Annotated in this window: 27 protein-coding genes and 3 tRNA genes; 16 read left to right on the top strand and 14 right to left on the bottom strand. The window is 68.3% G+C overall.

Annotated elements, in window-relative coordinates:
* Positions 1–43: 43 nt before the first annotated feature.
* Both MELE44368_RS03770 and pdxR read right to left on the bottom strand, forming a co-directional pair.
* Positions 44–439: a GtrA family protein gene (locus MELE44368_RS03770; RefSeq protein ID WP_128107334.1), complete on the bottom strand. Its 396-nt coding sequence runs from the start codon at positions 437–439 to the stop codon at positions 44–46.
* Between the two features lie 144 nt (positions 440–583).
* On the bottom strand, positions 584–2,002 hold the full coding sequence (pdxR, locus tag MELE44368_RS03765; RefSeq protein WP_241566465.1) for a MocR-like pyridoxine biosynthesis transcription factor PdxR: 1,419 nt from the start codon (positions 2,000–2,002) through the stop codon (positions 584–586).
* A 49-nt stretch (positions 2,003–2,051) separates the two neighbouring features.
* On the opposite strand from pdxR, the gene MELE44368_RS03760 reads away from it, so the two are divergent.
* Complete coding sequence (locus MELE44368_RS03760) at positions 2,052–2,510, top strand: carboxymuconolactone decarboxylase family protein (RefSeq protein WP_046750776.1); 459 nt, start codon at positions 2,052–2,054, stop codon at positions 2,508–2,510.
* Between the two features lie 12 nt (positions 2,511–2,522).
* On the top strand, positions 2,523–3,260 hold the full coding sequence (locus MELE44368_RS03755; protein WP_128107259.1) for a phosphotransferase family protein: 738 nt from the start codon (positions 2,523–2,525) through the stop codon (positions 3,258–3,260).
* Here MELE44368_RS03755 and MELE44368_RS03750 read toward each other — a convergent pair.
* Positions 3,257–3,577: a TFIIB-type zinc ribbon-containing protein gene (locus tag MELE44368_RS03750; RefSeq protein ID WP_064891239.1), complete on the bottom strand. Its 321-nt coding sequence runs from the start codon at positions 3,575–3,577 to the stop codon at positions 3,257–3,259. The two genes, MELE44368_RS03755 and MELE44368_RS03750, sit on opposite strands and share 4 nt — an antisense overlap.
* An 18-nt stretch (positions 3,578–3,595) precedes the next feature.
* On the bottom strand, positions 3,596–4,204 hold the full coding sequence (locus MELE44368_RS03745; RefSeq protein ID WP_128107258.1) for a TetR/AcrR family transcriptional regulator: 609 nt from the start codon (positions 4,202–4,204) through the stop codon (positions 3,596–3,598).
* Positions 4,205–4,297: 93 nt separating this feature from the next.
* Between MELE44368_RS03745 and MELE44368_RS03740 the strand changes: the two genes are divergently transcribed.
* Positions 4,298–4,822 (top strand): methyltransferase family protein, encoded by a 525-nt coding sequence (locus MELE44368_RS03740; RefSeq protein ID WP_128107257.1) that lies wholly within the window; start codon positions 4,298–4,300, stop codon positions 4,820–4,822.
* Between the two features lie 21 nt (positions 4,823–4,843).
* On the opposite strand, the gene wzm is transcribed toward MELE44368_RS03740, so the two are convergent.
* The 4 genes from wzm to MELE44368_RS03720 are packed head-to-tail and all read right to left on the bottom strand — an operon-like array spanning position 4,844 to position 7,895.
* Positions 4,844–5,674, bottom strand: coding sequence for a galactan export ABC transporter permease subunit Wzm/RfbD (gene wzm / locus MELE44368_RS03735; protein WP_128107256.1), 831 nt, complete (start codon positions 5,672–5,674; stop codon positions 4,844–4,846).
* Complete coding sequence (glfT1, locus tag MELE44368_RS03730) at positions 5,671–6,591, bottom strand: galactofuranosyltransferase GlfT1 (RefSeq protein WP_128107255.1); 921 nt, start codon at positions 6,589–6,591, stop codon at positions 5,671–5,673. Before glfT1 ends, wzm begins: the two co-directional genes overlap by 4 nt.
* Positions 6,588–7,379, bottom strand: coding sequence for a galactan export ABC transporter ATP-binding subunit Wzt/RfbE (wzt, locus tag MELE44368_RS03725; protein WP_128107254.1), 792 nt, complete (start codon positions 7,377–7,379; stop codon positions 6,588–6,590). The genes glfT1 and wzt overlap by 4 nt, the downstream gene beginning before the upstream one ends.
* A 9-nt stretch (positions 7,380–7,388) precedes the next feature.
* Positions 7,389–7,895 carry a bacterial proteasome activator family protein gene (locus MELE44368_RS03720; RefSeq protein WP_128107253.1) on the bottom strand — a complete coding sequence of 169 codons (507 nt, stop codon included), beginning with the start codon at positions 7,893–7,895 and terminating at the stop codon, positions 7,389–7,391.
* A 385-nt stretch (positions 7,896–8,280) separates the two neighbouring features.
* Here MELE44368_RS03720 and MELE44368_RS03715 point away from each other — a divergent pair, with 385 nt between their 5' ends.
* Complete coding sequence (locus MELE44368_RS03715) at positions 8,281–9,477, top strand: cysteine desulfurase-like protein (protein ID WP_128107252.1); 1,197 nt, start codon at positions 8,281–8,283, stop codon at positions 9,475–9,477.
* On the opposite strand, the gene MELE44368_RS03710 is transcribed toward MELE44368_RS03715, so the two are convergent.
* On the bottom strand, positions 9,469–10,455 hold the full coding sequence (locus tag MELE44368_RS03710) for an NAD(P)H-quinone oxidoreductase (RefSeq protein ID WP_128107251.1): 987 nt from the start codon (positions 10,453–10,455) through the stop codon (positions 9,469–9,471). The two genes, MELE44368_RS03715 and MELE44368_RS03710, sit on opposite strands and share 9 nt — an antisense overlap.
* A gap of 78 nt (positions 10,456–10,533) precedes the next feature.
* Between MELE44368_RS03710 and MELE44368_RS03705 the strand changes: the two genes are divergently transcribed.
* From MELE44368_RS03705 to MELE44368_RS03695, 3 genes are all read left to right on the top strand, one after another.
* Entirely contained in the window at positions 10,534–11,046 is a 513-nt protein-coding gene (locus MELE44368_RS03705) for a MarR family winged helix-turn-helix transcriptional regulator (RefSeq protein ID WP_128107250.1), read from the top strand.
* 31 nt (positions 11,047–11,077) lie between these two features.
* A tRNA-Ser gene (locus tag MELE44368_RS03700) sits at positions 11,078–11,164 on the top strand.
* Between the two features lie 38 nt (positions 11,165–11,202).
* Positions 11,203–11,499, top strand: a complete 297-nt coding sequence (locus tag MELE44368_RS03695; RefSeq protein WP_241566464.1) for a hypothetical protein — start codon at positions 11,203–11,205, stop codon at positions 11,497–11,499.
* Positions 11,500–11,659: 160 nt separating this feature from the next.
* Here the strand turns inward: MELE44368_RS03695 and MELE44368_RS03690 are convergent, their stop codons facing one another.
* Both MELE44368_RS03690 and MELE44368_RS03685 read right to left on the bottom strand, forming a co-directional pair.
* The gene (locus MELE44368_RS03690; RefSeq protein WP_128107249.1) at positions 11,660–12,487 is read right to left on the bottom strand and encodes a crotonase/enoyl-CoA hydratase family protein; all 828 of its coding nucleotides are present in this window, start codon (positions 12,485–12,487) and stop codon (positions 11,660–11,662) included.
* Positions 12,488–12,535: 48 nt separating this feature from the next.
* Positions 12,536–12,973, bottom strand: coding sequence for a hypothetical protein (locus MELE44368_RS03685; RefSeq protein ID WP_128107248.1), 438 nt, complete (start codon positions 12,971–12,973; stop codon positions 12,536–12,538).
* Positions 12,974–13,014: 41 nt separating this feature from the next.
* Here MELE44368_RS03685 and MELE44368_RS03680 point away from each other — a divergent pair, with 41 nt between their 5' ends.
* Entirely contained in the window at positions 13,015–13,596 is a 582-nt protein-coding gene (locus MELE44368_RS03680) for a TIGR03086 family metal-binding protein (protein ID WP_128107247.1), read from the top strand.
* Between the two features lie 69 nt (positions 13,597–13,665).
* On the opposite strand, the gene MELE44368_RS03675 is transcribed toward MELE44368_RS03680, so the two are convergent.
* Complete coding sequence (locus tag MELE44368_RS03675) at positions 13,666–14,721, bottom strand: pyridoxal phosphate-dependent aminotransferase (RefSeq protein WP_128107246.1); 1,056 nt, start codon at positions 14,719–14,721, stop codon at positions 13,666–13,668.
* 83 nt (positions 14,722–14,804) lie between these two features.
* On the opposite strand from MELE44368_RS03675, the gene MELE44368_RS03670 reads away from it, so the two are divergent.
* From MELE44368_RS03670 to MELE44368_RS03650, 5 genes are all read left to right on the top strand, one after another.
* Positions 14,805–14,893: transfer RNA gene (locus tag MELE44368_RS03670), tRNA-Ser, on the top strand.
* Between the two features lie 18 nt (positions 14,894–14,911).
* A tRNA-Arg gene (locus MELE44368_RS03665) sits at positions 14,912–14,984 on the top strand.
* A 90-nt stretch (positions 14,985–15,074) separates the two neighbouring features.
* Positions 15,075–16,085: a prenyltransferase gene (locus MELE44368_RS03660; protein WP_128107245.1), complete on the top strand. Its 1,011-nt coding sequence runs from the start codon at positions 15,075–15,077 to the stop codon at positions 16,083–16,085.
* A gap of 9 nt (positions 16,086–16,094) precedes the next feature.
* Positions 16,095–16,598, top strand: a complete 504-nt coding sequence (locus MELE44368_RS03655; RefSeq protein ID WP_064891253.1) for a metallophosphoesterase family protein — start codon at positions 16,095–16,097, stop codon at positions 16,596–16,598.
* The gene (locus tag MELE44368_RS03650; RefSeq protein WP_046750734.1) at positions 16,591–16,998 is read left to right on the top strand and encodes an MmcQ/YjbR family DNA-binding protein; all 408 of its coding nucleotides are present in this window, start codon (positions 16,591–16,593) and stop codon (positions 16,996–16,998) included. The genes MELE44368_RS03655 and MELE44368_RS03650 overlap by 8 nt, the downstream gene beginning before the upstream one ends.
* On the opposite strand, the gene MELE44368_RS03645 is transcribed toward MELE44368_RS03650, so the two are convergent.
* Positions 16,995–17,543 carry a cupin domain-containing protein gene (locus MELE44368_RS03645; RefSeq protein ID WP_128107244.1) on the bottom strand — a complete coding sequence of 183 codons (549 nt, stop codon included), beginning with the start codon at positions 17,541–17,543 and terminating at the stop codon, positions 16,995–16,997. The genes MELE44368_RS03650 and MELE44368_RS03645 overlap by 4 nt on opposite strands.
* 51 nt (positions 17,544–17,594) lie before the next feature.
* Here MELE44368_RS03645 and MELE44368_RS03640 point away from each other — a divergent pair, with 51 nt between their 5' ends.
* A complete protein-coding gene (locus tag MELE44368_RS03640) occupies positions 17,595–19,472 on the top strand; it encodes an alkyl/aryl-sulfatase (RefSeq protein WP_128107243.1) in 1,878 nt (625 codons plus the stop codon).
* A gap of 87 nt (positions 19,473–19,559) precedes the next feature.
* Here the strand turns inward: MELE44368_RS03640 and MELE44368_RS03635 are convergent, their stop codons facing one another.
* On the bottom strand, positions 19,560–20,330 hold the full coding sequence (locus MELE44368_RS03635) for an SDR family NAD(P)-dependent oxidoreductase (RefSeq protein ID WP_128107242.1): 771 nt from the start codon (positions 20,328–20,330) through the stop codon (positions 19,560–19,562).
* 17 nt (positions 20,331–20,347) lie between these two features.
* On the opposite strand from MELE44368_RS03635, the gene MELE44368_RS03630 reads away from it, so the two are divergent.
* Positions 20,348–20,956, top strand: coding sequence for a histidine phosphatase family protein (locus tag MELE44368_RS03630; protein WP_128107241.1), 609 nt, complete (start codon positions 20,348–20,350; stop codon positions 20,954–20,956).
* Between the two features lie 45 nt (positions 20,957–21,001).
* Positions 21,002–22,039, top strand: coding sequence for a phosphotransferase family protein (locus MELE44368_RS03625; RefSeq protein ID WP_128107240.1), 1,038 nt, complete (start codon positions 21,002–21,004; stop codon positions 22,037–22,039).
* Positions 22,040–22,076: the final 37 nt, after the last annotated feature.

Raw genomic sequence — 22,076 nt, 5'->3', positions numbered from 1 at the left:
TCGCGATCTGTGCGCAGTCTCGATCCGCAGGTGGGGCGCCGCCTCAGCGCAGCCGGAAGATCACCGCGCGCTGGACGACGAAGTTGATCACCGTCGCGGTGCCCTGGGCGATGACGAACGCGACGGGCACCCGCCACGGTTTGTCGTCCCACGCCATGTAGAGCAGGTAGTTGATGCCCACCTGCGCCGCGTAGGTCACCGTGTAGAGCGCGCACACCGCGATGAAGCGCGCGGTGCTGGGCGGCGCCTGAAACGTCCAGCGCCGGTTGATCAGGTACGCGGTCGTCGTGCCCGCGATGAAGCCGATGGTCTTGGCCACGTTCACGTGCAGCCCGACCATGAGCAGAACCACGTACAGACCGAAGTCGACGATCGCCGAGAAACCACCGGTGACAATGAACCGCCACATCTGGGTGCCCAGCGTCAGGGTCGGCTGCATAGGGGGCTCGGCCACCGCAGCAGCTTACGGCGCGGCCGTGCTCGCGGATCGGCACAGCCCTGGGCAGCCGCGATTGTGCGGTCTCATCCGCCCGGCTCGGCGTGTCGCGGACGAAACCGCACGGTCGGCTCGATCCGCCGCGCGTCAGCGCCGCAGCCCGCTCGACTCCAGCACGTCGCACAGGGCCCGTACCGCCGCGGGGAACGCGTGCTCGGCGGGGGTGCCGAACCCGACGATGACGCCGTCGGGCCGCGCCACGTCCGGTCCGGCGATTGGGTGACGCATCAGCGACAGCCCCTCCAGCGCGATACCGGCGTCGCTCGCGCGGCGCAGCACCTCCGGTTCGGCACCGTCGGGTAGGCCCAGCAGCAGGTTGAGCCCTGCGTTGAGGCCGCGGACAGTGATGCGAAACGGCTGCAGCGCCTCGACCAGCGCGTCGCGGCGGCGCCGGTAGCGCAGGCGCATGCGCCGGATGTGCTTGTCGTATCCGCCGCTGGCGATGAAGTCGGCCATCGTCAGCTGCGAGACCGAGTCGACGTAGAACTGGGATCCGCCTGCCGCGGCGATGGCCGGCTCGATGAGCGCGGCGGGCAACGACATCCAGCCCAGTCGCAACGCCGGCGACAAGCTCTTGCTCGCCGAGCCGAGGTACACCACCCGCTCCGGGCACAGACCCTGCAGCGCGCCCACGGGCTGGCGGTCGTAGCGGAATTCGCCGTCGTAGTCGTCGTCGAAGATGTAGCCGTCGGTGCGTTGCGCCCAGTCGACCACCGCCATGCGCCGCGACGGATGCAGCGGCATGCCGAACGGGCTGTGATGCGCCGGGGTGAGCAGCACTGCGGGCGCGTCGAGCGCGTCGAGTTCACCGACGAGCGCGCCGTGCTCGTCAACGCCGATCGGCGCCGTGGCCATCCCCATCGCCGCGATGACATCGCGAAAGATGAACAGCCCGTAGGCTTCTACGGCGATCGGGCGGTCTCCGCGAAACACCCGGGTCAGGATCTCCACGCCGTGGCGGACGCCGGCACAGATCACGATCGACTCCGGCGAGGTGCGAACCCCGCGCACCCGCGCCAGATACTCGGCCAGCGCTTCGCGCAGTTCCGGCCGTCCGCGCGGATCGCCCATCCGCAACGCCTCGGTCGGCGCCGCGCCCAGCGCCCGACGCGTCGACGCGACCCATTCGTTGCGCGGAAATTCCGCGACGTCGGGCGAACCGGGCATCAGGTTGTGCCTCGGCACGACCCGCGCGCCGCGCTGCCGGGCAGGCGCCTGCGCCCCCGGCGCGCCGACCACCCAAGTGCCCGCGCCCTGCCGGGAGGCCAGCCAGCCTTCGGCGACCAGTTGGGCGTAGGCCTCGGCGACGGTGTTGCGGGCAAGCCCGAGATCGACGGCCAGGCTGCGCGACGGCGGCAACATCGTGCCGGGCGCCAGCCGCCCGTTGCGTACCGCGTCACGCAGCGCCGTGAGCAGCAACTCCCGCGCCCCCCGCATGCCCGGGGTGATGGCCTGTCCCAGGTCCAGGTGAAGGTCGCGGGTACCGGTATTGGCCCATGAAACCACTTCGTTATTGAACCATGTAGGTGGGCCTTTACGCACTAGCGTGGAGGACATGACCACCATCGAGAAAGTTCGTCGTATCAACCTGAACGAGGTGTCGCCGGAGGTGTACGAGGCGATGCTCGTGCTGAACAGCGCCGCGGCCAAGGACATCGATCCGGACCTGGCCGAGCTGATCAAGATCCGCGCGTCGCAGATGAACCACTGCGCGTTCTGCCTCGACATGCACACCGCCGACGCGCGCAAGCGCGGCATCCCCGAGCAGAAGCTCACGCTGCTGCCGGCGTGGGAGGAGGCCGAGGGCGTCTACACCGAACAGGAGCAGGCCGCGCTGGCGTTGACCGAGGAGATCACCGACCTCACCCGTCGGAATGTCTCCGACGAGGTGTACGCCAGGGCGGCGGCGGTGTTCTCCGAACGTGAACTGGCCCAGGTGATCGCGATGGCGCTCACCATCAACGCGTGGAACCGCATCGGCGTGACCACCCGCCTTCGGGTACCGAAGCGGTAATACCGTCGAGGGGTGCAGACCCGCTCCGGTGCGCAGATCACCTTCGAGGGTGACGTGGTCTACAAGCTGCACCGGCCGGAAACCGACCCGCGGCAGCTGGCCGCGCGGCTGGCCCTGGCCGCGCAGTCGGACTCGGTGCTCTCGCCGCTGGACACCGCGCCCGAACGCGTCGGCACCCGCTGGCGCACCCGATGGCCCCGGGTGCAAACCGTTGTCCCAGAACCGGATTGCCTTCCGTGGCCGGACGCCGGCCGGCTACTCGCGGCGCTGCATCGCGAAACCGTGCCCCGCCGGCTGCCGCCCCACGGATGGCCGCAGCGGCTCCGTCGAACGCTGCGGCGTTCCGCCGATCTCACCGTCCGGCGCGCCGCGGCCGGACTGCCCGACGTCTCCTGGCGCGCCGGATCGGCCGATCGGCCGGCGACGCTGGTGCACGGCGACTGGCATCTCGGCCAACTCGGGCGTCGCGCCCCTGACCGGCCGTGGCTGCTGATCGACGTCGACGACATGGGTGTCGGTGACCCGGCGTGGGATCTGGCCCGGCCGGCCGGCTTCTGGGCGGCGGGGCTGATCCCCGACGACGACTGGGCGACGTTTCTCGACGCCTATCGCGGGGCGGGCGGGCCGGCGGTGCCAGACGGCGATCCGTGGCCGGTGCTCGAACCGGTCGCGCGCACCGCGGTCATCTGCGCCGCCGCCTATCACCCGGAGGACGAACTGCTGCGCGATGCGTGTGCGCGGATGCGCTAGCTGGAGAAGAACAGCCTGCCGAAGCCCTGTCTGCGGTAGTACTTGTTGCCGCGGTGCCCCCAGCCGGGGCCGTAGCCGTAACCGGGCTGCGGCGGAGGTGGTGGCGGCGGCGCCTGCACGAACCGGTTCTCCAACTGGGTGAGCGCCTCGAGTTCACCGAAGTCGAGGAAGATGCCGCGACAGGTGTCGCACTGCTCCAGGTGGATGCCGTTGCGCTCGTAGGTCTTCATCATGCCCGCGCACTTCGGGCACCGCAGGGTGGTGGCACCGCTGGCGGGCGGCGGGGCCTGCGGCGGTTCGTATGGCGGAATACTCATAGGTGCACAACGGCGCGATCAGCGGTCTGGTTCCGCGATCGAACCGGTCAGATACCGCTGCACGGTCGGGCCGATCCAGGCCACCAGCGTGTCGACGTCGACCGACGTGATCGGCTCGATCCGCAGCTGATACCGCGCGAATGCCAGCCCCATCAGGTGCACGGTCACCAGTTCCACCCGCAGCACCGCATCGTCGACGCCGAACTCCGTGGCGACCCGTTGCGCGACCGGTCCGGCCAGGGTGTCGTACAGCAGCTTTCTGGCTCGGGGCTGATCGGCGGCCGACCGCCACACGGTCAACAGCGGTTCGAAGGTGTCGCCCTCGTCCCAGCGCTCGACGAACCGGCGGACCAGACGGGCGCCGACTTGCTCGGGCCCGTCGTCGAGCAAGGTCGCCAGCTGGTGCAGCGGATGTTCGGGGATGTCGATGACGGCCGCGTTGAACAGGCCTTCCTTGTTGCCGAAGAAGTAGTAAACCATCGCGACGTCGACCCCGGCGTCGCCGGCGATGCCGCGCACGGTGGCGTGGTCGTAGCCCCTCCGGAAGTGCTCGCGCGCCACCTCGAGGATGCGCTGCTTGTTCTGCTGACCAGTGCGCCAGCGGCCGGTCCTGCGGGTCTCCGCCATAACGGGAAAGCGTACTTCAACACGTGTTGACCTCTGCCGGGGTCGGGGCGTAGCGTCGTTCTTCAGCAACTGTTGAAGAAGGAGGGTTCGGCAATGGCGAAGCGACGGCTCTGGTGGCGGCACCTGCTCTCGGTCCTGGTCGCACCGGCAACGATGACGATTTTCATTCCCGCGCTGATCGCGGTGGCGACCGGTCTCGGGGCACCCGATCTCGACAGCGCCCTGGGGGTTCTGATGGCGATCGTCGGTGGGCTGCTGATCGCGTTCGGGCTCTTCATGCTGGGGTGGACCGTGGTGTTGTTCGACCGTGTGGGCGAGGGCACCCTGGCCATCGGGTCGCCGGTCAACCTGGTTGTCACCGGCCCGTACCGGCATGTGCGCAATCCGATGATGACGGCGGTGTTCTGCATCCAGCTCGGCACGGCCGTCGCCTGGGCTTCGCCGTGGCTGTTCGGCTGGTTCGTGTTCTTCTTCACTGCGGTGCTGATCGCGATCCGGTTCGTCGAAGAACCGCACCTGCGCCGCCGCTTCGGCCAGGACTACGCCGTGTACCGCAGGCATGTGCCGCGCTGGATCCCGCGCGTCACGGCGTGGGAGCCCTCCTTCGCCGAGCGCTAGCCGCGGAACGTGAAACCGTTGCTACACCCAGTAGGCGACGCGGGCGCGGTACTGGCGCATCGCGATGGCGGCCAGGATCCAGCCGACCACCGTCAACACGATCACCACCACCCAGTGATGCAGCTCCTGGTCGGCGCCGAGTAATGGGGCGCGGACGATGTCGAGATAGTGCAGCAGCGGGTTCAGCTCGACGATCCTGAGGTAGTCCGCGGCATCCTGCTGCTGCAGGGTGGACTCGTTCCAGATGATCGGCGTCATGAAGAACAGCAGTTGCACCAGGCTGACCAGCAGCGGGCTGATGTCGCGGTAGCGGGTGGCCAGGATGCCGAAGCACAGCGACACCCACACACAGTTCGCCACGATCAGGGCCATCGCCGGAATCACGGCCAGCGCAGTCCAGGACCACGGTTTGGGATAGATGATCGCGATGATCACGAAGATGATCATGTTGTGGCCGAACAGGATCATCTGCCGCCACACCAGTCGATACACGTGCACCGACAACGGGGTCGGGAGTTGTTTGATCAGACCCTCGTTGGCGATGAACACCTCCGCGCCCTCGAGGATCGACGCGTTGATCATGTTCCAGATGATCAGCCCGAGCGTGACGTACGGAAGATGTTCGGACAGTTCAAGTTTGAACAACTTCGAGTACAACAGTCCCATGGCGACCGCGGTGGCGCCAGTGGCGATCGTGATCCAGAACGGGCCCAGCACCGAACGGCGGTACCGCTGTTTGATGTCCTGCCAGCCCAGGTGCAGCCACAGCTCATGCTTGGCGAAGCCGGCGACAAGGTCGCCCCACGCGCGGCCGAAAGTCTTCGACTGCGCAGCGGCGTCGGTGAACGTCACGGTGGTGGCCTCCCGAACCTTTCTTTACGGCCCAAGCGCCGCAACCGGATCCACTCCCACAGCCCTGCGGGATCGCGTCGCGACACCAGGAAGTACCAGCCGAACCGCGCCCACTCCTGGAACAGCAGCCGACGAAGGCCGGGCTGCGACTGCAGGTATCCACGGTTGCGGTAGGTATAGAAACGTTTGACAGCGCTTTCCGGATACTGCGTGTGCATCCGGCCGCCGAGGATGGGCTTGAACTCGTCGCCGCCCTGTGGATGCAGGTACACCGCGTCCAGGCAGGTGCCGAACGGCAGGCCGGAACGCACCAGCCTGCGGTGCAATTCGGTTTCGTCGCCGCGGACGAACAACCGCAGATCCGGTACCCCGACGGCCTCCAGCGTCGACCCGGCGAACAACGCACCGTTGAACAACGAGGCGTAGCCGGGCAGCAGGTCCTGGCCGGGGTCGGTGCGCAACTCCTCGACCCGGCGTCGCCACGCAACGCCGCGGCGCAACGGAAACGCCAGGCGCGCAGGGTCGTCGAGGTCGCACACCATCGGCGACACCTCAGCCAGCCCGTGCCTGGCCGCGCACGCCAGCAGCGTGCCCAGCACCTCGGAGTCCGCGGGCCGACCGTCGTCGTCGGCCAGCCACACCCAGTCGGCGCCGAGCGCCAGCGCATGCAGCATCCCCAACGCGAAACCGCCTGCGCCGCCGAGGTTTCGACGCGAGCCCAGGTAGGTCGTCGGCACCGGCTGGCCGGCCACCAGTTCGGCCACCCGGGTGTCGTTGTCGTTGTCGACGACGATCAGGTGGTCGGGCGCGCGGGTCTGGGCCGTCACCGTCTCCAGCGACTTGGCCAGCTCGTCGACGCGCTGATGGGTGACCACCACCGCGCAGACGGTCCCCCCGGCGCCGTTCGAACCGGTCATCCGGACCGGGTCTCCTCGAGCACCTCGCGGACGTGCCGGGCGGCGTCCTCGCCCTCGTAGGCGCGGACGACGTCCTCGATGCCGCCGGTCATCCTGACGGTGCCGTGGTCGATCCACATTGCGGTGTTGCACAACCGGGCCAGAAACTCGTTGGAGTGGCTGGCGAAGACCAGGATGCCCGAGCGTTCGACCAGGTCGGCCAGCCGCGTCTGGGCCTTCTTCAAGAACTCGGCGTCCACCGCGCCGATGCCCTCGTCGAGCAGCAGGATCTCGGGGTCGATGCTGGTCACCACGCCCATCGCCAACCGCACTCGCATACCGGTGGAGTAGGTCCGCAGCGGCATCGACAGGTAGTCGCCCAACTCGGTGAACTCGGCGATCTCGTCGACCTTGGCCAGCATCTGTTTGCGCGTCTGGCCCAGGAACAACCCGCGAATGATGATGTTCTCGAACCCCGAGATCTCGGGATCCATTCCGACACCGAGGTCGAACACCGGTGCCACCCGGCCCGTCACCGTCGCGACGCCGCGAGTGGGTTCGTAGATCCCCGACAGCAGCCGCAGCAGCGTCGACTTGCCCGCGCCGTTGTGTCCCACCAGCCCGACGCGGTCACCCAGTTCCAGCGACATCGTGATGTCGCGCAGCGCCTCGATGACGACGACGTTGGAGTCGTTGCGCCCGATCGCGCCGCCCGCCTTGCCGAGAAACGTCTTCTTCAGCGAGCGCGACTTGGCGTCGAAGATGGGAAACTCCACCCACGCATTGCGGGTCTCGATACGCGGGACCAATACCGGCTCCTACAGGTACTGCCCGGTGCCGTGCCCGCCGCGCGGTCCAGCCGGGCCGGCCACTCCGGGTGGCAGCGCGCCCTGACGCATCTGCTCGAGCTGGTGACGCGCCGCCATCTGCTGGGCGAACAGCGCGGTCTGAATGCCGTGGAACAAGCCCTCCAGCCAGCCGACCAGCTGCGCCTGCGCGACCCGCAGCTCGGCGTCGGAGGGCACCGCCTCGTCGGTGAACGGCAGCGTCAGCCGCTCGAGCTCTTCCCGCAGCTCCGGCGCCAGGCCGTCCTCGAGCTCGATGATGCTGGTCCGGTGAATCTCGCGCAGCCGGTTGCGGCTGGCCTCGTCCAGCGGAGCGGCCCGCACCTCCTCGAGCAGCTGCTTGATCATGGTGCCGATCCGCATCACCTTCGCCGGCTGCTCGACGAGGTCGGTCAGCGGTTTGCCGTCGGACTCCTGCTCATCACCCTCGGAGTCGCGGCGGATGATTTCGATGTTGTCGTCGTCGCTACTGGTGGTCATCTCCGTGAAGTTCCCTGTAATGGCCGTCGTATTGGTTGCTGGGCGGTTCGCGCCGTTCGTAACTTATCTGGCGACACTAGCCCTTCGGCCACGGTGCGCCCGCGCACCGCGGGTTTGCGCCGGACCCAGCGCCGGCGGTGACCGCCGCAGCAAACGGGATTGCGGACGTCGCTGTCGCCAAAATACACCGGTGAGCAGCTTGAGGTTGCGAGACGGAGACCAGTGCGTGAGATGTGGGCAACAACAACACAATTAGCACTCCGCACCGGAAGCTGACTGGACTACTATGGCGACGCAGACGACCCGGCCCGGCATGGTGGGTCGGGGCGCATCGGCCGAAATTCGTGTCGGATGTGATTTCACACACGCTCAAAGGTGGGCTGGCATGGCATACGACGTCGCCCGGGTGCGGGGCCTGCATCCGTCCCTGGGCGACGGGTGGGTGCACCTCAACGCCCAACACGGCATGCTGCTGCCCGACACCGTCGGTCGGGCCGTGTCCACCGCCTTTCGCGGTTCGATGCCGACGCCGCTGGGCCCGCACCCGGCCGCTCAGCGCAGCGCCGCGGTGCTCAACGCGGCGCGCCAGGCGGTGGCGGACCTCGTCAACGCCGATCCCCGCGGGGTGGTGCTGGGTCCTGATCGCGCGGTGCTGATGACATCGCTGGCCGACGCGTCGTCGTCGCGCGTCGGGCTGGGCTACGAGATCGTGGTGACCCGCCTGGACGACGAGGCCAACATCGCGCCGTGGCTGCGCGCGGCGAACCGCTACGGAGCCAAGGCCAAGTGGGCCGAGGTCGACATCGAGACCGGAGAACTGCCGAGCTGGCAGTGGGAGAGCCTGGTCACCCGCCCGACTCGGCTGGTCGCGATCACCTCCGCCTCCTCGACGGTGGGCACGGTGACCGATCTGCGGGCGGTGACCAAGCTCGCGCACGATCTCGACGCGCTGGTGGTCGTCGACCATTCGGCGGCCGCGCCGTACCGGTTGATCGACATCGACGAGATCGACGCCGACGTGGTGGCCGTCAACGCGGTCGCGTGGGGCGGGCCGCCGATCGGCGCGCTGGTGTTCCGGGACCCGTCGATGATCGACTCGTTCCATCCGGTGTCGTTGAACTCCAACGCCACCGGGCCGGCGCGGCTCGAGATCGGCACCCACCAGTTCGGCCTGCTCGCCGGCGTCGTCGCCAGCATCGACTATCTGGCCACCCTCGACGAGTCGGCGAGCGGCACCCGCCGCGAAAGACTCACTGTCTCAATGCAGTCCGCGGCCCTGTACATGGACCGCCTGTTCGACTACCTGCTGGCGTCGCTGCGCTCGCTGCCGGCCGTCATGGTCATCGGCCGTCCAGAAGTCCGGATACCGGTGCTCAGCTTCGTGGTCAACGACGTGCCCGCCGAGCGGGTGGTGCAGCGGCTGGCCGACAACGGCATCCTGGCCATCTCCAACGCCAGCTCCCGGGTGCTGGATGTCATCGGGGTCAACGACATCGGCGGTGCGGTCACCATCGGGCTGGCGCACTACACCACGATGGCCGAAGTCGATCAGCTGGTGCGGGCGTTGGCCTCTCTAGGTTGAGCCCTCGTCGACCCGCAGCAGGATCTTGCCGGCGACGTCACCGGACGCCAGCATCTCGTGCGCGGCGCCGGCCTGCTGAATCGGGAACTCGGCGCCGATGATCGGGCGCACCTGCCCGCTTTCGACCATCGGCCAGACGTTGGCGACCACCTCGCGGACGATCTCGCTCTTGCTGCCGCGGCCGCTGACCGGGCGGGCCCGCAGTGCGGTGGCGAACACGCCGCCGCGTTTGGCCAGCAGCTTGCCGATGTTCAGCTCGCCCTTGACGCCGCCCTGCATGCCGATGATCACCAGCCGGCCGTCCGGAGCGAGCGCGTCGACGTTGCGGTCGAGATAGGCCGCACCCATGATGTCGAGGATCACGTCGGCGCCGTCGGACTCGGCGCGGATCCGCTCGACGAAATCCTCGTCGCGGTAGTTGATGGTGATCTCGGCGCCCAGCTCGGCGCACAGGTCCAACTTGTTGCGCGATCCCGCCGTCACCGCCACCCGGCACCCCAGCGCGCGACCCACCTGGACGGCGTGCGTACCGATCCCGCTGCCGCCGCCGTGGACGAGCAGCAGGTGGCCGGACTGGAGGCCGGCCGTCATCACCAGGTTGGACCAGACCGTGCAGGCGGCCTCGGGCAGCGCCGCGGCGTGGTGCAGGCTCACCCCGGCCGGAACCGGCATGACCTGTCCGGCCGGAACGGCGACGTACTCCGCGTAACCGCCCCCCGCCAGCAAAGCGCAGACCTGTTGTCCGACGGACCATTCGGTGACGCCGTCGCCGACGGCGGCGATGGTTCCCGACACCTCGAGGCCGAGGATCTCGCTGGCGCCCGGCGGGGGCGGATACTTGCCGGCCGCCTGAAGAAGGTCGGCGCGGTTGACCCCGGCGGTGTCGACCTTCACCAGGACCTGGCCGTCACCGGCCTCGATATCGGGTATTTCGTGCCAGGTCAGTCGACCTTCGGCTCCGGCCAAGACAGCATGCATTCAAATAACGCTACTACGCTGGGAAAACAGTAACGCCGATACCTTCCCAGCAATATCGCAAGTGTTTACTATTACGGCATGGAGGGGATCATCGGCAGACGTACGGCCAGCGACATGCCGGGCTTGGACATCGCCGAACAGCGCTCCTGGCAAAACTTTCTCGACTCGGCGCTGAGGTTGTACGCAACGCTGAACCGGTCGCTGGTGGATGCGCACCACCTGACGCTGAACGACGTTCGACTGCTCGACATCCTGGACAAGTCCGCGACAGGCTCGTCGCGCATGGGGGATCTGGCCGAGAACCTGATGTCGCTTCCGAGCCGAGTGACCCGACAGATCCGGCGCCTGGAGTTGCAGGGTCTGGTGCGCCGCGGCGCCAGCCCCGACGACGGCCGTGGCGTGCTGGCCACCATCACCGATGAAGGTCGCGCCGCCGTGCGTGAGGCGTTGAAAACCTATGGCGAGGGCGTGCGCTTGCACTTCCTGGGGCGGCTCACCCGCCCGCAGGTCGCCGCGATGGGGGAGAACTGCCGGCGCATCAGCGTCGCGCTCAAGGCCGGGTCGCCGCCGGCCAGGCTCGGCCGGGTGTAACCGCCACTTGCCAACCCGTACGCTTGTCGGCGGTGGCGTGGCAGAGCGGCCTAATGCACTCGCCTTGAAAGCGAGAGACGGCTAACACCGTCCGGGGGTTCAAATCCCTCCGCCACCGCGGCCCCGCACAGGCGCGTCGCGAACTAGCGTGGACCCATGACGACGTCGCCGATCCGCACCACGGTCGGGTTCGTCGAGGTGACCCTCGCGGTGTTCGGTATCTACGCGCTGGGCATCGGGCTGTTCATGTTGTTCGCGCCCGGGGCGTTCTTCGACACGCTCGGGAACTTCGGAATCCGCAACGACCACTACATCTTCGACAACGCGTCGTTCGAAGTGCCGCAGGGCCTGATGCTGTTGGCGGCGGTGCGGTGGCGGACCTGGCGGGTTCCCGCGCTCGCGTTCGCGACCTTGCACTGGGCGCTGCACACGATCAGCCAACTTCCGCGGTGAACTTCCGCGGTGAACTTCCGCGCGAACGTTCCTTACCGCTCGAAAAATCGCCGGAATTTCGAGTGGTAAGGAACGTTCGCGCGCAGGCTGGCTGGCTCGCGCGCAAGCTGGCTGGCTCGCGCGCAAGCTGGCTGGCTGCGCGCTGGCTGGCTGGTGCTATCTAGTCCCCGGTGAAGTTCGGCGGGCGCTTCTCGAACGTCGCGCTGATGCCCTCGGTGAGGTCCTTCGACGGCAGGAAGGCCGCGTTCCACGCCGCCACGTAGCGCAGGCTCTCCGTGACGCGTGCGTAGCGCTGCTGATCGAGCACGTCCTTGATCCCGGCCGCCGTCAACGGCGGGTTGGCGGCGATCTCGGCCGCGGTCGCATGCGCAGCAGCCAGCGACGCCTCCGCGTCCTCGTAGACGTCGTTGACCAAGCCGATCTTCTCGGCCCGAGCGGCGTCGATGTCCCTGCCCGTCAAGGCCAGTTCGCGCAGGTGCCCGTCGTTGAGGATGAACGGCAGCCGGGCCAGGCTGCCGACGTCGGCGACCATCGCCAGCTTGATCTCACGCACCGAGAACTTCGCGTCCGCGCTGGCGTAGCGGATGTCGACGGCCGAGATCAGGTCCACGCCACCACCGATGCACCAGCCGTGCACGGACGCGATCGTCGGGGTGCGGCAGTCCGCGACCGCGTTGATCGAGCCCTGCATCCGCAGCACCGTGGCGTGAAAGTCCGCTCGCGGCCTGGCCGACGCGCCCTCGGCCGCCACCACCCCGGATAGCGAGCCCCCCATTGCGGGCACGTCGAGGCCGTAGCTGAAGTTCTTGCCCGACCCGGTGAGCACGATCGCCCGCACGTCGCGGTCGGCGTCGAGCTTGGCGAACACCTCCGGCATCTCCGCCCAGAATGCGGGCCCCATGGCGTTGCCCTTGCCGGGACCGATCAACGTCACCGTCGCGACGTGATCCTTGATGTCGATGGTGACTGATTCATATGTATCGCCCATGGGCAGAAGGCTAGCGACTCGCGAATGAGCGCTTGCGCGAAGACCCGATTACGGCGGGCCGCCACCCAGCAGGACGTCGTTCACCGTCGCCGAGGGCAGGAACTGACACGCCGCTTCGACGAGGATCTGGCCGATCGCCTCGCCGTCGGGGCCGAGCGGGTTGTTCTTCTGGTTGAGGATCTCGCGGATCACGGCAAGCCGCTTGGCCTCGTCCAAACCGTTGAACTCCTTGCACGTCATCGTGAGCGCGTTCGGCGGCGGCGGGACCTGGGGGACGTCGGTGTTGCGGCCAGGCAGCGGGAGCTGCGGGATCGAGGGAAGACCGGGCAAGCCGGGCAGTCCGGTCGACGGCGGGCGGGTGGGGGCGGTGATCGGCGGTCCCGGTTCGGTGGTTTGCGCGACGGTGCCTTCGGTGGTGCGCTGGCACGCCGTCGTCACGCCGATCAGGATCAGCGCCGCGGCCGTCAACCGCACATGCGTCTTCATCTGCGCAACGATATGCGCACTCGCGACGTAGCGTGAAACACATGCCCGACGACCTGCGCCCAGGACCCGATTCCCCGCCCACCGACGAACTGCGCAGCGCCGAGAAGACGTTCGCGGTACTGCAGCACGTGCTGCATGGCATCGCCGCCGATGACCTGCACAAGCAGACCCCGTGCCGGGAGTTCGACGTCGCCGCGCTGACCGATCACCTGATGAACTCGATCACGATGATCGGCGCCGCGGCCGGCGCGCAGTTCCCCGACCGCGACCCCGACGACTCGGTGGAGCAGCAGGTCGTGCAAGCCGCCCGGCCGACGTTGGATGCGTGGCAACGCCGCGGTCTGGAGGGCACTGTGCCGTTCGGCTCCAACGAGGTGCCCGCGAAGATGATGGCGGGCATCCTGTCGCTTGAATTCCTGGTGCATGCCTGGGATTTCGGGATGGCCGTCGGCCGCGAGGTGAGTGCGCCGGAGTCGCTGGCGGATTACGTGCTGGGCCTGGCGCAGAAGACGATCACGCCGCAGGGCCGCACCAGGGCCGGCTTCGACGACCCTGTCGAAATACCCGCGGACGCGCCCGCGTTGGATCGGTTGGTCGCGTTCAGCGGCAGGCGGCCGGGCTAAAGGTCGTCGATTTCTGCGCCACGGTCGGAAATCGCCCGCGGCGCAGCGGCCCCGCGGTAGAAATCGCGGTCAGGTCGATGCCCGCCAACGCTGGGCGAAGTCCAGGAACGCGTCGTTTTCCTGCGGAGATGCGACGGTGACGCGTACCCCGTCCTCGCCGTAGGGCCGCACGATGATGCGATTGTCGGCTGACGCGGCGGCGAACTCCTGGGCCCGGCCGGGAAGCGGCAGCCACACGAAGTTGGCTTGCGACGGCGGCACCAGGTAGCCGGCGTCGCGCAGCGTCTGCGTCACCCGGGCGCGTTCGGCGACGACGGCGTCGGTGCGGGCCAGTAGTTCCTCGGCGGCGTCCAGCGAGGCGATGGCCGCGGCCTGCGAGACGGAGGTCGCGGTGAACGGCACGTACACCTTGCCCAGCGCGGTGATGATGTCGGGATCGCCGACGGCGTATCCGACGCGCAGCCCCGCCAGCCCGTAGGCCTTCGAAAACGTTCGCAGCACAACGACGTTGCGGTGCGCACGGACCAGTCCGAAGCTGTCGGGCAGCATCGGCTCGCGGATGTACTCGACGTAGGCCTCGTCGATGGCGATCAGGATGTGCGGCGGCACCGCCGCGACGAAGCGGGCCAGCTTGTCGGGGTCGACGACCGTGCTGGTCGGGTTGTTCGGGTTGCACACGAAGATCAGTCGGGTGCGGTCGGTGATCGCGGCCAGCATCGCGTCGAGGTCGAAGGTGTGCTCGGTCAGCGGCACCTGCACCGGGGTGGCCCCCGCGGTGCGCACCTGCAGGGGGTAGATCTCGAAGCTGCGCCAGCCGTAGAGCACCTCGTCGCCGACGGACGAGGTGATCTGGATCAGCTGCTGGCACAGGCTCACCGACCCGCAGCCGACGGAGATGTGCTCGGGCGAGAAGCCGACGTGCTCGGCGAGCCGCTCCCTGAGCGCGACGTAGCCGTTGTCGGGGTAGCGGTTGATCGAGTCGGTGGCCTTCTCGATGGCCGCGCGAACGCTCGGCAGCGGCCCGTGCACCGTCTCGTTGCTGGCGATCTTGATCGCGCCCGGTACCGTCCTGCCCGGGGTGTACGCGGGAAGGTCAGCGAGCTCGGGACGCAGCCGGACAGTCACCGGACCAGTCTATGGGGCACTCACCTGCACTTTGCCTCCCGCTGTCACGGCTGTGTACTCTGTCGGATCGGCGGTAAACGTCAGGAGGCGTGCCAGAGCGGCCGAATGGGGCTCACTGCTAATGAGTTGTCCGCCTAACAGCGGACCGGAGGTTCAAATCCTCTCGCCTCCGCTGAACAACTGAACACATGCGCCCGTAGCTCAACGGATAGAGCATCTGACTACGGATCAGAAGGTTAGGGGTTCGAATCCCTTCGGGCGCGCTTTCTTTTGGCGCGAGATAGCAGCCAAGGCTGTTGCAGTGTCCTCTCGGCAACCCGGGGTGCTATCTCGGTGCGCGTTACCATCGACAAATGACCGAGGTCAGGTCGCGTTCCCGGCTGAGTTCCTGGATGTACGCGCTGCGCACCACCAACCCGCCGCCGGACGGGCGCATCGATTTCGTCACCCGCTGGCTCGTCGTCACCCGCGCGGCGGTTTTGCCGATGACGTTGTTCGCCGGGCTGGTCGCGGCGCTGCTCGCCGTCGGCGAACCCGGGCTGGACTGGCGCTGGCTCACCCTGGCCATCGTCGGAATCGTGCTGGCGCACATCGCCAACAACCTGATGAACGACCTCTACGACACCAGCACGGGCCTGGACGAGGCGAGCTATCCGCGGGCGTTGTACGCGCCGCATCCGGTGCTGTCCGGTCTGGTCAGCAAGCGCACCCTGGTGGCGGCGATCCTCGCGGTGAACCTCGCCGACCTCGCGATCCTCGTCGTGCTCACCTGGGCGCGCGGCTGGCCGGTGCTCGCGTTCGGGCTGGCCGGCTTCGTACTCAGCGTCGCCTACACCGCGCCGCCCCTGCGGCTGAAAAAGCGCGGCCTCGGCGAGCCCGACGTGCTCGTCGTGTGGGGCCCGCTGATGGTTTGCGGAACCTACTACTCCGCCGTCGGCTCCGTGGGTTGGGACATCGTGCTGGCCTCGATCCCGTACGGCCTGCTGTGCACGACCGTGCTGATGGGCAAGCACATCGACAAGATCCCGTACGACGAACCCCGCGGCATCCGCACGCTGCCGGTGATCCTCGGCGCCGACCGCGCCCGCACCGCCACCCTCGTGATGCTGGTGGGCTTCTACGTCCTGGTCGCGGTCGCGGTGGCCCTCGGTGCGATGCCCTGGCCGGCGCTGCTGGTCGTGCTCGCCCTGCCGCGACTGGTCAAGCTGTGGCCCTACTTCCGTCGCCCGCCGCCCGACGAGCCGCCGCCCAACTTCCCGGTGTGGCCGCTGTGGTACGCCGCGCTGGCCTGGGTTCATGTCCGGTTGGCCGGCGCGCTGCTCGTCCTCGGCCTGGCGATCGGCGCCGTGCTGCGGGTCGTCTAACTTGGAGGCGTGCGGCTCCTGCTGATTGCAGATACCCATGTTCCGAAGCGGGCCCGCGACCTGCCCGACCGCGTGTGGGACGAAGTGTCGAAAGCCGACGTCGTGGTGCACGCGGGCGATTGGGTGGACGTCTCGCTGCTCGACACGCTCGAGGCCCGCGCCAAGCGACTGGTCGCGTGCTGGGGCAACAACGACGACGCCGAGTTGCGCAGGCGCCTTCCCGAACGCGCCGACGCCCAGCTCGGCGGGCTGCGCTTCACCGTCGTGCACGAGACGGGCGCGGCCACCGGCCGCGAAGCCCGGATGGCCAAACAGTACCCCTACACCGATGTGCTGGTTTTCGGCCACAGCCACATCCCGTGGGACACCACCGCGAAAACCGGTCTGCGCCTGCTGAATCCAGGCTCGCCCACCGACCGTCGCCGCCAACCGTTCTGCACCTACATGACCGCGACCGTCGCCAACGGCGCGCTGTCCGACGTGCTGCTGCACCCGCTCGACCGCCATGCGTGACCGGCCTGCGCGGGTGGCCGACGTCCACGAGATCGCTGCGGGAATGCCGCACACCACCCGCATCGAAGGGCCGAAGGGCAACCCGATCTACCAGGTCGGCGGCAAGTCGTTCGTGTTCTTCCGCACCCCGCAACCCGACGCCGCGGATCCGGAGACCGGTGACCGCTATCCCGACGTGATCATGATCTGGGTGGAGTCGGAGGCCGACAAGCTGGCGCTGATCCAGGACCCGAACTCGCCGTTCTTCACCACCGACCGGTTCGACGGGCATCTCTCGGTTCTGGTGCGCGCCAGCCGATTAGGCGAGATCGGCCGTGTCGAGCTGACCGAGCTCATCCAGGACGCCTGGCTGTCGCGGGCATCCAAGCGACGCGCCGACCGCTGGCTGGCCGAACACTAAGGGCGGGTCACGTTGGCGTGCGCGGCGCCGCAGATGAACACGGCCATCCGCGCGGGGGTGTCACCGGGGTTCTTCCAGCGATGCCTGGTGCCGTTCTGCACGACGGTGTCGCCCGCACGCAACGTCACCTCGGCGCCGTCGTCGAGTTCGAGCACGACGGTGCCCTCCAGTACCACCTCGAAGTCGATCGTGTCGGTCGTGTGCATACCGGGATCCGACGGATCCATGTAGCCCAGCATCCCCGGCAGCATGTCCTCGATCTCCGCCATGCCCTTCTCCATATCGAGCGGGCCCGCCTCGTGGGTGTCGCTCGACGGCGGAAGGGTCAGCATCGCGAACCGAAACCCGCCGATGGGCGGAAAGTAGCTGTGCCACTGCGGCATCGAGCCGTCGTCGGGGAACTCAGGGGCCGTGTCGCCGCCCCACAACTGGTGGAACTCGGCCCCGGGCATCAACGTCGGTCTTGCCGGCCGCACTGCCTCGTCGCTGACAAACACCGACTTTCCGGCCGCATCATGTCCGGTCACCACTCGACGTATCTCCATGCGTGCAGTGAACCACCTCCGCGTCCACCCGCGGGTGCATATCGTGGCGACATGGATCAGAAGCCGCCGTCCGCGGTCATCGAATCGGCACACCGCGAACACTTCGACGAGCTGCCCTTCGAGGACACCGCGGACTTCGACGACGCCGACCGCGGATTTCTTGCGGCGCTGAGCCCCTGCGTCATCAAGGCGGCCGACGGCAGGGTGGTGTGGGACAACGACGCCTACGCGTTCCTGGACGGCGACGCCCCGCCGTCCGTGCATCCCAGCCTGTGGCGGCAGAGCCAGTTGTGCGCCAAGCAAGGGCTGTACGAAGTCGTCGAGGGCATCTATCAGGTGCGCGGATTCGACCTGTCCAACATCAGCTTCATCGAGGGCGACACCGGCGTCATCGTCATCGACCCGTTGATCAGCACCGAAACCGCCGCCGCCGCTCTGGCGCTGTACCGCGCGCACCGCGGTGATCGTGCCGTCAGCGCTGTCATCTACACCCACAGCCACGTCGACCATTTCGGCGGCGTCCTCGGCGTGACCACACAGGCCGACGTCGACGCGGGCAGGGTCGCGATCATCGCACCCGAAGGCTTCACCGAACACGCCGTACAGGAGAACGTGTACGCCGGAACGGCGATGGCCCGGCGCGCCACCTACATGTACGGCACACAACTACCGATCGGTGTGCAGGGCCAGGTGGGCTGCGGTCTGGGGCAACGCACCTCGACCGGTGAGGTCGCGTTGATCGTGCCGACGATCGACATCACCCGCACCGGCGAGACGCACACCTTCGACGGTGTCGAGATCGAGTTCCAGATGGCGCCGGGCACCGAGGCGCCCGCCGAGATGCACTTCTACTTCCCGCGCTACCGCGCGCTGTGCATGGCCGAGAACGCCACGCACAACCTGCACAACCTGTTGACCCTGCGCGGCGCGCTGGTGCGCGACCCGCACGTGTGGGCCGGCTACCTCACCGAGGCGATCGACAGGTTCGCCGACCGCACCGATGTGGTGTTCGCCTCGCATCACTGGCCGACGTGGGGGCGCGACCGCATCGTCGACTTTCTGTCCGTGCAACGGGATCTGTACGCCTACCTGCACGACCAGACGCTGCGGCTGCTCAACCAGGGGTACACCGGCGCGGAGATCGCCGAGCGGTTCCAGATGCCGCCCGCGCTGCACAAGGCCTGGCACACCCACGGCTACTACGGCTCGGTCAGCCACAACGTCAAGGCGGTCTACCAGCGCTACATGGGCTGGTTCGACGGTAACCCGGGGCGGCTGTGGCCGCATCCGCCCGAGGCGATCGGGCCCCGCTACGTCGAGGCGATGGGCGGGATCGACCGCGTCGTCGAGCTCGCGCAGGCCGCGTTTGACGGGGGTGACTTCCGCTGGGCGGCAACACTTCTCGACCACGCCATCTTCACCGACGAGAACCACCGCCAGGCCCGCGAACTCTACGCCGACACGCTGGAACAACTGGCCTACGGCGCGGAGAACGCCGTGTGGCGCAACTTCTTCCTGTCCGGAGCCCTCGAACTGCGCGACGGCAACTTCGGCACCGCCACCCAGCCGTCGGCGCCGACGCTGCTGGCGCAGCTGACCCCGGAGCAGATCTTCGACATCCTCGCGATCAGCGTAAACGGGCCGCGCGCATGGGATCTCGACATCGCCGTCGACGTGACGTTCCTCGACACCGGCGCCAACTACCGGCTGACCCTGCGTAACGGGGTGCTGGTGCACCGTCAGGTGCCCGCCGACGCGGCCACCGCGCAGGCCGGCGTTCGGGTCGCCGACACGTTGCGGCTGTTGGCGCTCGCCGCCGGCGACGACGCCTCACCCGGGCTGGACGTCACCGGTGACACCGCGGTGCTGACGTCGCTGCTGGCCGCCGTCGACCGCCCGGACCCGGCCTTCAACATCATCACGCCGTAGCCGGGTTGTGCGCGAAATAGCATTCCAGGCTGCGGTCGACGGCGAATCGCGACCCGGAATGCTATTTCGCGGCGCCGCGCCAGGAAACTAGGGGATGCCGCCGTCGACGCGGATGATCGACCCGGACGTGTAGCTCGACGCGTCGGAGGCCAGATACAACGCAGCGCCGACGATCTCGGACGGCCGGCCGAGCCGCTGCAGCGCGAAGTGCTGCGCCCCCTTCTCCATCGCCGGGATGTCCCAGGCCTTGCTGATATCGGTGAGGAAAGGCCCGGGCATCAGCGTGTTGACCCGCACCGTCGGCCCGAACGCCAGCGCCAGGCCCTCGGTCAGCGCGTTCAGGCCGGCCTTGGCGGCCGAGTAGGGCAACTGCGCCGGCTGCGGGCGGCGCGATCCGCTGGAGCTGACGTTGATGATCGACCCGCCGCCGTCAGCGACCATCCGTTCGCCGACCAGGGCCGACAACCGGAACGGACCCTTGAGGTTGAGGTTGATCACCGAGTCGAACAGCTTCTCGGTGACCGAGCTCAGCGACTCGTACAGCGGCGACATGCCCGCGTTGTTGATCAGCACGTCCACCTTGCCGAACTGCTCATAGGACGCGTCGACGAGCCCGTCGAGCTCATCCCAGTGCCCGACGTGCACCTGGTAGGGGAAGGCCTTGCGGCCCGTCGCCGCGGTGATCTCCTCGGCGGTGGCCACGCACGCGTCGTACTTGCGGCTGGCGATGATGACGTCGGCGCCGCAGCGCGCGGCCGCGAACGCCATCTCCCGGCCCAGCCCGCGGCTGCCGCCGGTGATCAACACCACCCGATCCGTCAGGTCGAAGAGTTCGTCGGCGTACCCGCGAGAAGTCATGGCCCTATGGTGTCACGGTGCAGTTGCTACTCATCCGGCATGCGTTGCCGCACCGCAGTGAACCCGGGCAGGGCTCCGATCCCGACCTCTGCGAGGAGGGGATCAAACAGGCCGCGAGGCTGCCCGACGCGCTCGACCGGTTCCCGATCACCCGCCTGATCAGCAGCCCACAGCGACGCGCCGTCCAGACCGCGCAACCGGTCGCCGACACGCTCGACCTGCCGGTCGAGATCGACGCGCGGCTGGCCGAATACGACCGCGACCTGCCGCACTACATCCCGATCGAGCAGATCGCCGCCGAGTACCCCGAGGAGATGGCCCGGCTGGCCAGCGGCCACCTGCCCAGCAGCGTGGACGAAGAAGCGTTCAAGGACCGCATCGACGCGGCCATCCAGGACCTGGTGGCGACGGGCGACCACGAGGACACCGTCGCGGTGTTCACCCACGGCGGCGTGATCAACGGGCTGTTGCACTTGATCCTGCGCACCGAGAAGGTGCTGTGCGTCAGCGTCGACTATGCGGGCGTCACCCGGCTGTTGTCGTCGCGCAAGGGACCGATGTACGTGGCCTCGGTCAACGGCACCGAACACGTATGGGATCTGCTGCCGCGAAATCAGCGGTGGTGAGCGCTTGCGCGAACCGCCCGTCCAGGCAGGTGGTAGACAAATGCCGTGACTACACCACCCACGTCCCCCGAGGGGCTGGACCTCGAGGCCCTCGACCGCCATCTGCGCGCGGTCGGCATTCCGCGCGCCGGTGAGCTGCGCGCCGAGCTGATCGCCGGCGGGCGGTCGAACCTGACGTTTCTGGTGCGCGACGACGCGTCGAAGTGGGTGCTGCGCCGGCCGCCGCTGCACGGGTTGACCCCGTCGGCGCACGACATGGCCCGCGAGTACCGGGTGGTCGCCGCGCTGGCCGACACCCCGGTCCCGGTCGCCAGGGCGGTGACGATGAGCGACGACGACACCGTGCTGGGCGCGCCGTTCCAGATGGTCGAGTACGTAGAGGGCCGGGTGGTGCGCTACGCCGAGGAGCTCGAGGCGCTCGGCGATGAGGACACGATCAGCGACTGCGTGGACGCGCTGATCAAGGTGCTCGCCGACCTGCACGCGGTCGACCCCGACGCGGTGGGCCTCGGCGATTTCGGCAAGCCCAGCGGGTACCTCGAACGCCAGGTCCGGCGCTGGGGCGGCCAGTGGGAACTCGTGCGTCGGGAGAACGATCCGTGCGACGCCGACGTGCGGCGCCTGCACAGCGCGCTCGCCGAGGCGGTCCCGCCGCAGAGCCGCAGCGCGATCGTGCACGGCGACTACCGCATCGACAACACGATGCTCGACGTCCACGACCCCACCAAGGTGCTGGCCGTGCTGGATTGGGAGATGTCGACGCTCGGTGACCCGATCAGCGACGCGGCGCTGATGTGCGTGTACCGCCATCCGATGTTCAACGTCATCCACGCCAGCTCGGCGTGGGCGTCGCCGCTGATGCCGGACGTCGACGACCTGGCCAACCGGTACGCGGTGGCGTCGGGCCAGTCGCTGGACAACTGGAACTTCTACATGGCGCTGGGCTGCTTCAAGGTGGCGATCATCGCCGCGGGCATCGCCTTTCGCGCCCGCATGGGCGGCGGTGTCGCCGACGACGCCGACCGGGTGGACGAAGCGGTCGGCCCGCTGATCGCCGAGGGCCTCAAGACGCTGAACACCTGATGGCCGAGCAGACGCAGAAGAGGGCGAAGGGGCGTCG

The sequence above is a fragment of the Mycolicibacterium elephantis DSM 44368 genome (assembly GCF_004014805.1).
GTDB lineage: Bacteria > Actinomycetota > Actinomycetes > Mycobacteriales > Mycobacteriaceae > Mycobacterium > Mycobacterium elephantis.
Note: the sequence above shows the minus strand (reverse complement) of the source record. Positions and strands in the feature narration are given on the sequence as shown.

What these genes read in the sequence shown, in the direction of transcription:
- MELE44368_RS03760 (WP_046750776.1), top strand. Translation starts at nt 2,052, where the DNA reads ATGACCACCATCGAGAAAGTTCGTCGTATCAACCTGAACGAGGTGTCG.
- MELE44368_RS03690 (WP_128107249.1), bottom strand. Translation starts at nt 12,487, where the DNA reads ATGGGCGATACATATGAATCAGTCACCATCGACATCAAGGATCACGTC.
- MELE44368_RS03640 (WP_128107243.1), top strand. Translation starts at nt 17,595, where the DNA reads ATGGATCAGAAGCCGCCGTCCGCGGTCATCGAATCGGCACACCGCGAA.
- MELE44368_RS03695 (WP_241566464.1), top strand. Translation starts at nt 11,203, where the DNA reads ATGACGACGTCGCCGATCCGCACCACGGTCGGGTTCGTCGAGGTGACC.
- MELE44368_RS03745 (WP_128107258.1), bottom strand. Translation starts at nt 4,204, where the DNA reads ATGGCGGAGACCCGCAGGACCGGCCGCTGGCGCACTGGTCAGCAGAAC.
- MELE44368_RS03720 (WP_128107253.1), bottom strand. Translation starts at nt 7,895, where the DNA reads ATGACCACCAGTAGCGACGACGACAACATCGAAATCATCCGCCGCGAC.
- MELE44368_RS03750 (WP_064891239.1), bottom strand. Translation starts at nt 3,577, where the DNA reads ATGAGTATTCCGCCATACGAACCGCCGCAGGCCCCGCCGCCCGCCAGC.
- MELE44368_RS03685 (WP_128107248.1), bottom strand. Translation starts at nt 12,973, where the DNA reads ATGAAGACGCATGTGCGGTTGACGGCCGCGGCGCTGATCCTGATCGGC.
- MELE44368_RS03635 (WP_128107242.1), bottom strand. Translation starts at nt 20,330, where the DNA reads ATGACTTCTCGCGGGTACGCCGACGAACTCTTCGACCTGACGGATCGG.
- MELE44368_RS03705 (WP_128107250.1), top strand. Translation starts at nt 10,534, where the DNA reads ATGGAGGGGATCATCGGCAGACGTACGGCCAGCGACATGCCGGGCTTG.
- MELE44368_RS03645 (WP_128107244.1), bottom strand. Translation starts at nt 17,543, where the DNA reads ATGGAGATACGTCGAGTGGTGACCGGACATGATGCGGCCGGAAAGTCG.
- MELE44368_RS03715 (WP_128107252.1), top strand. Translation starts at nt 8,281, where the DNA reads ATGGCATACGACGTCGCCCGGGTGCGGGGCCTGCATCCGTCCCTGGGC.
- MELE44368_RS03680 (WP_128107247.1), top strand. Translation starts at nt 13,015, where the DNA reads ATGCCCGACGACCTGCGCCCAGGACCCGATTCCCCGCCCACCGACGAA.
- MELE44368_RS03710 (WP_128107251.1), bottom strand. Translation starts at nt 10,455, where the DNA reads ATGCATGCTGTCTTGGCCGGAGCCGAAGGTCGACTGACCTGGCACGAA.
- MELE44368_RS03660 (WP_128107245.1), top strand. Translation starts at nt 15,075, where the DNA reads ATGACCGAGGTCAGGTCGCGTTCCCGGCTGAGTTCCTGGATGTACGCG.
- glfT1 (WP_128107255.1), bottom strand. Translation starts at nt 6,591, where the DNA reads ATGACCGGTTCGAACGGCGCCGGGGGGACCGTCTGCGCGGTGGTGGTC.
- MELE44368_RS03770 (WP_128107334.1), bottom strand. Translation starts at nt 439, where the DNA reads ATGCAGCCGACCCTGACGCTGGGCACCCAGATGTGGCGGTTCATTGTC.
- MELE44368_RS03740 (WP_128107257.1), top strand. Translation starts at nt 4,298, where the DNA reads ATGGCGAAGCGACGGCTCTGGTGGCGGCACCTGCTCTCGGTCCTGGTC.
- MELE44368_RS03650 (WP_046750734.1), top strand. Translation starts at nt 16,591, where the DNA reads ATGCGTGACCGGCCTGCGCGGGTGGCCGACGTCCACGAGATCGCTGCG.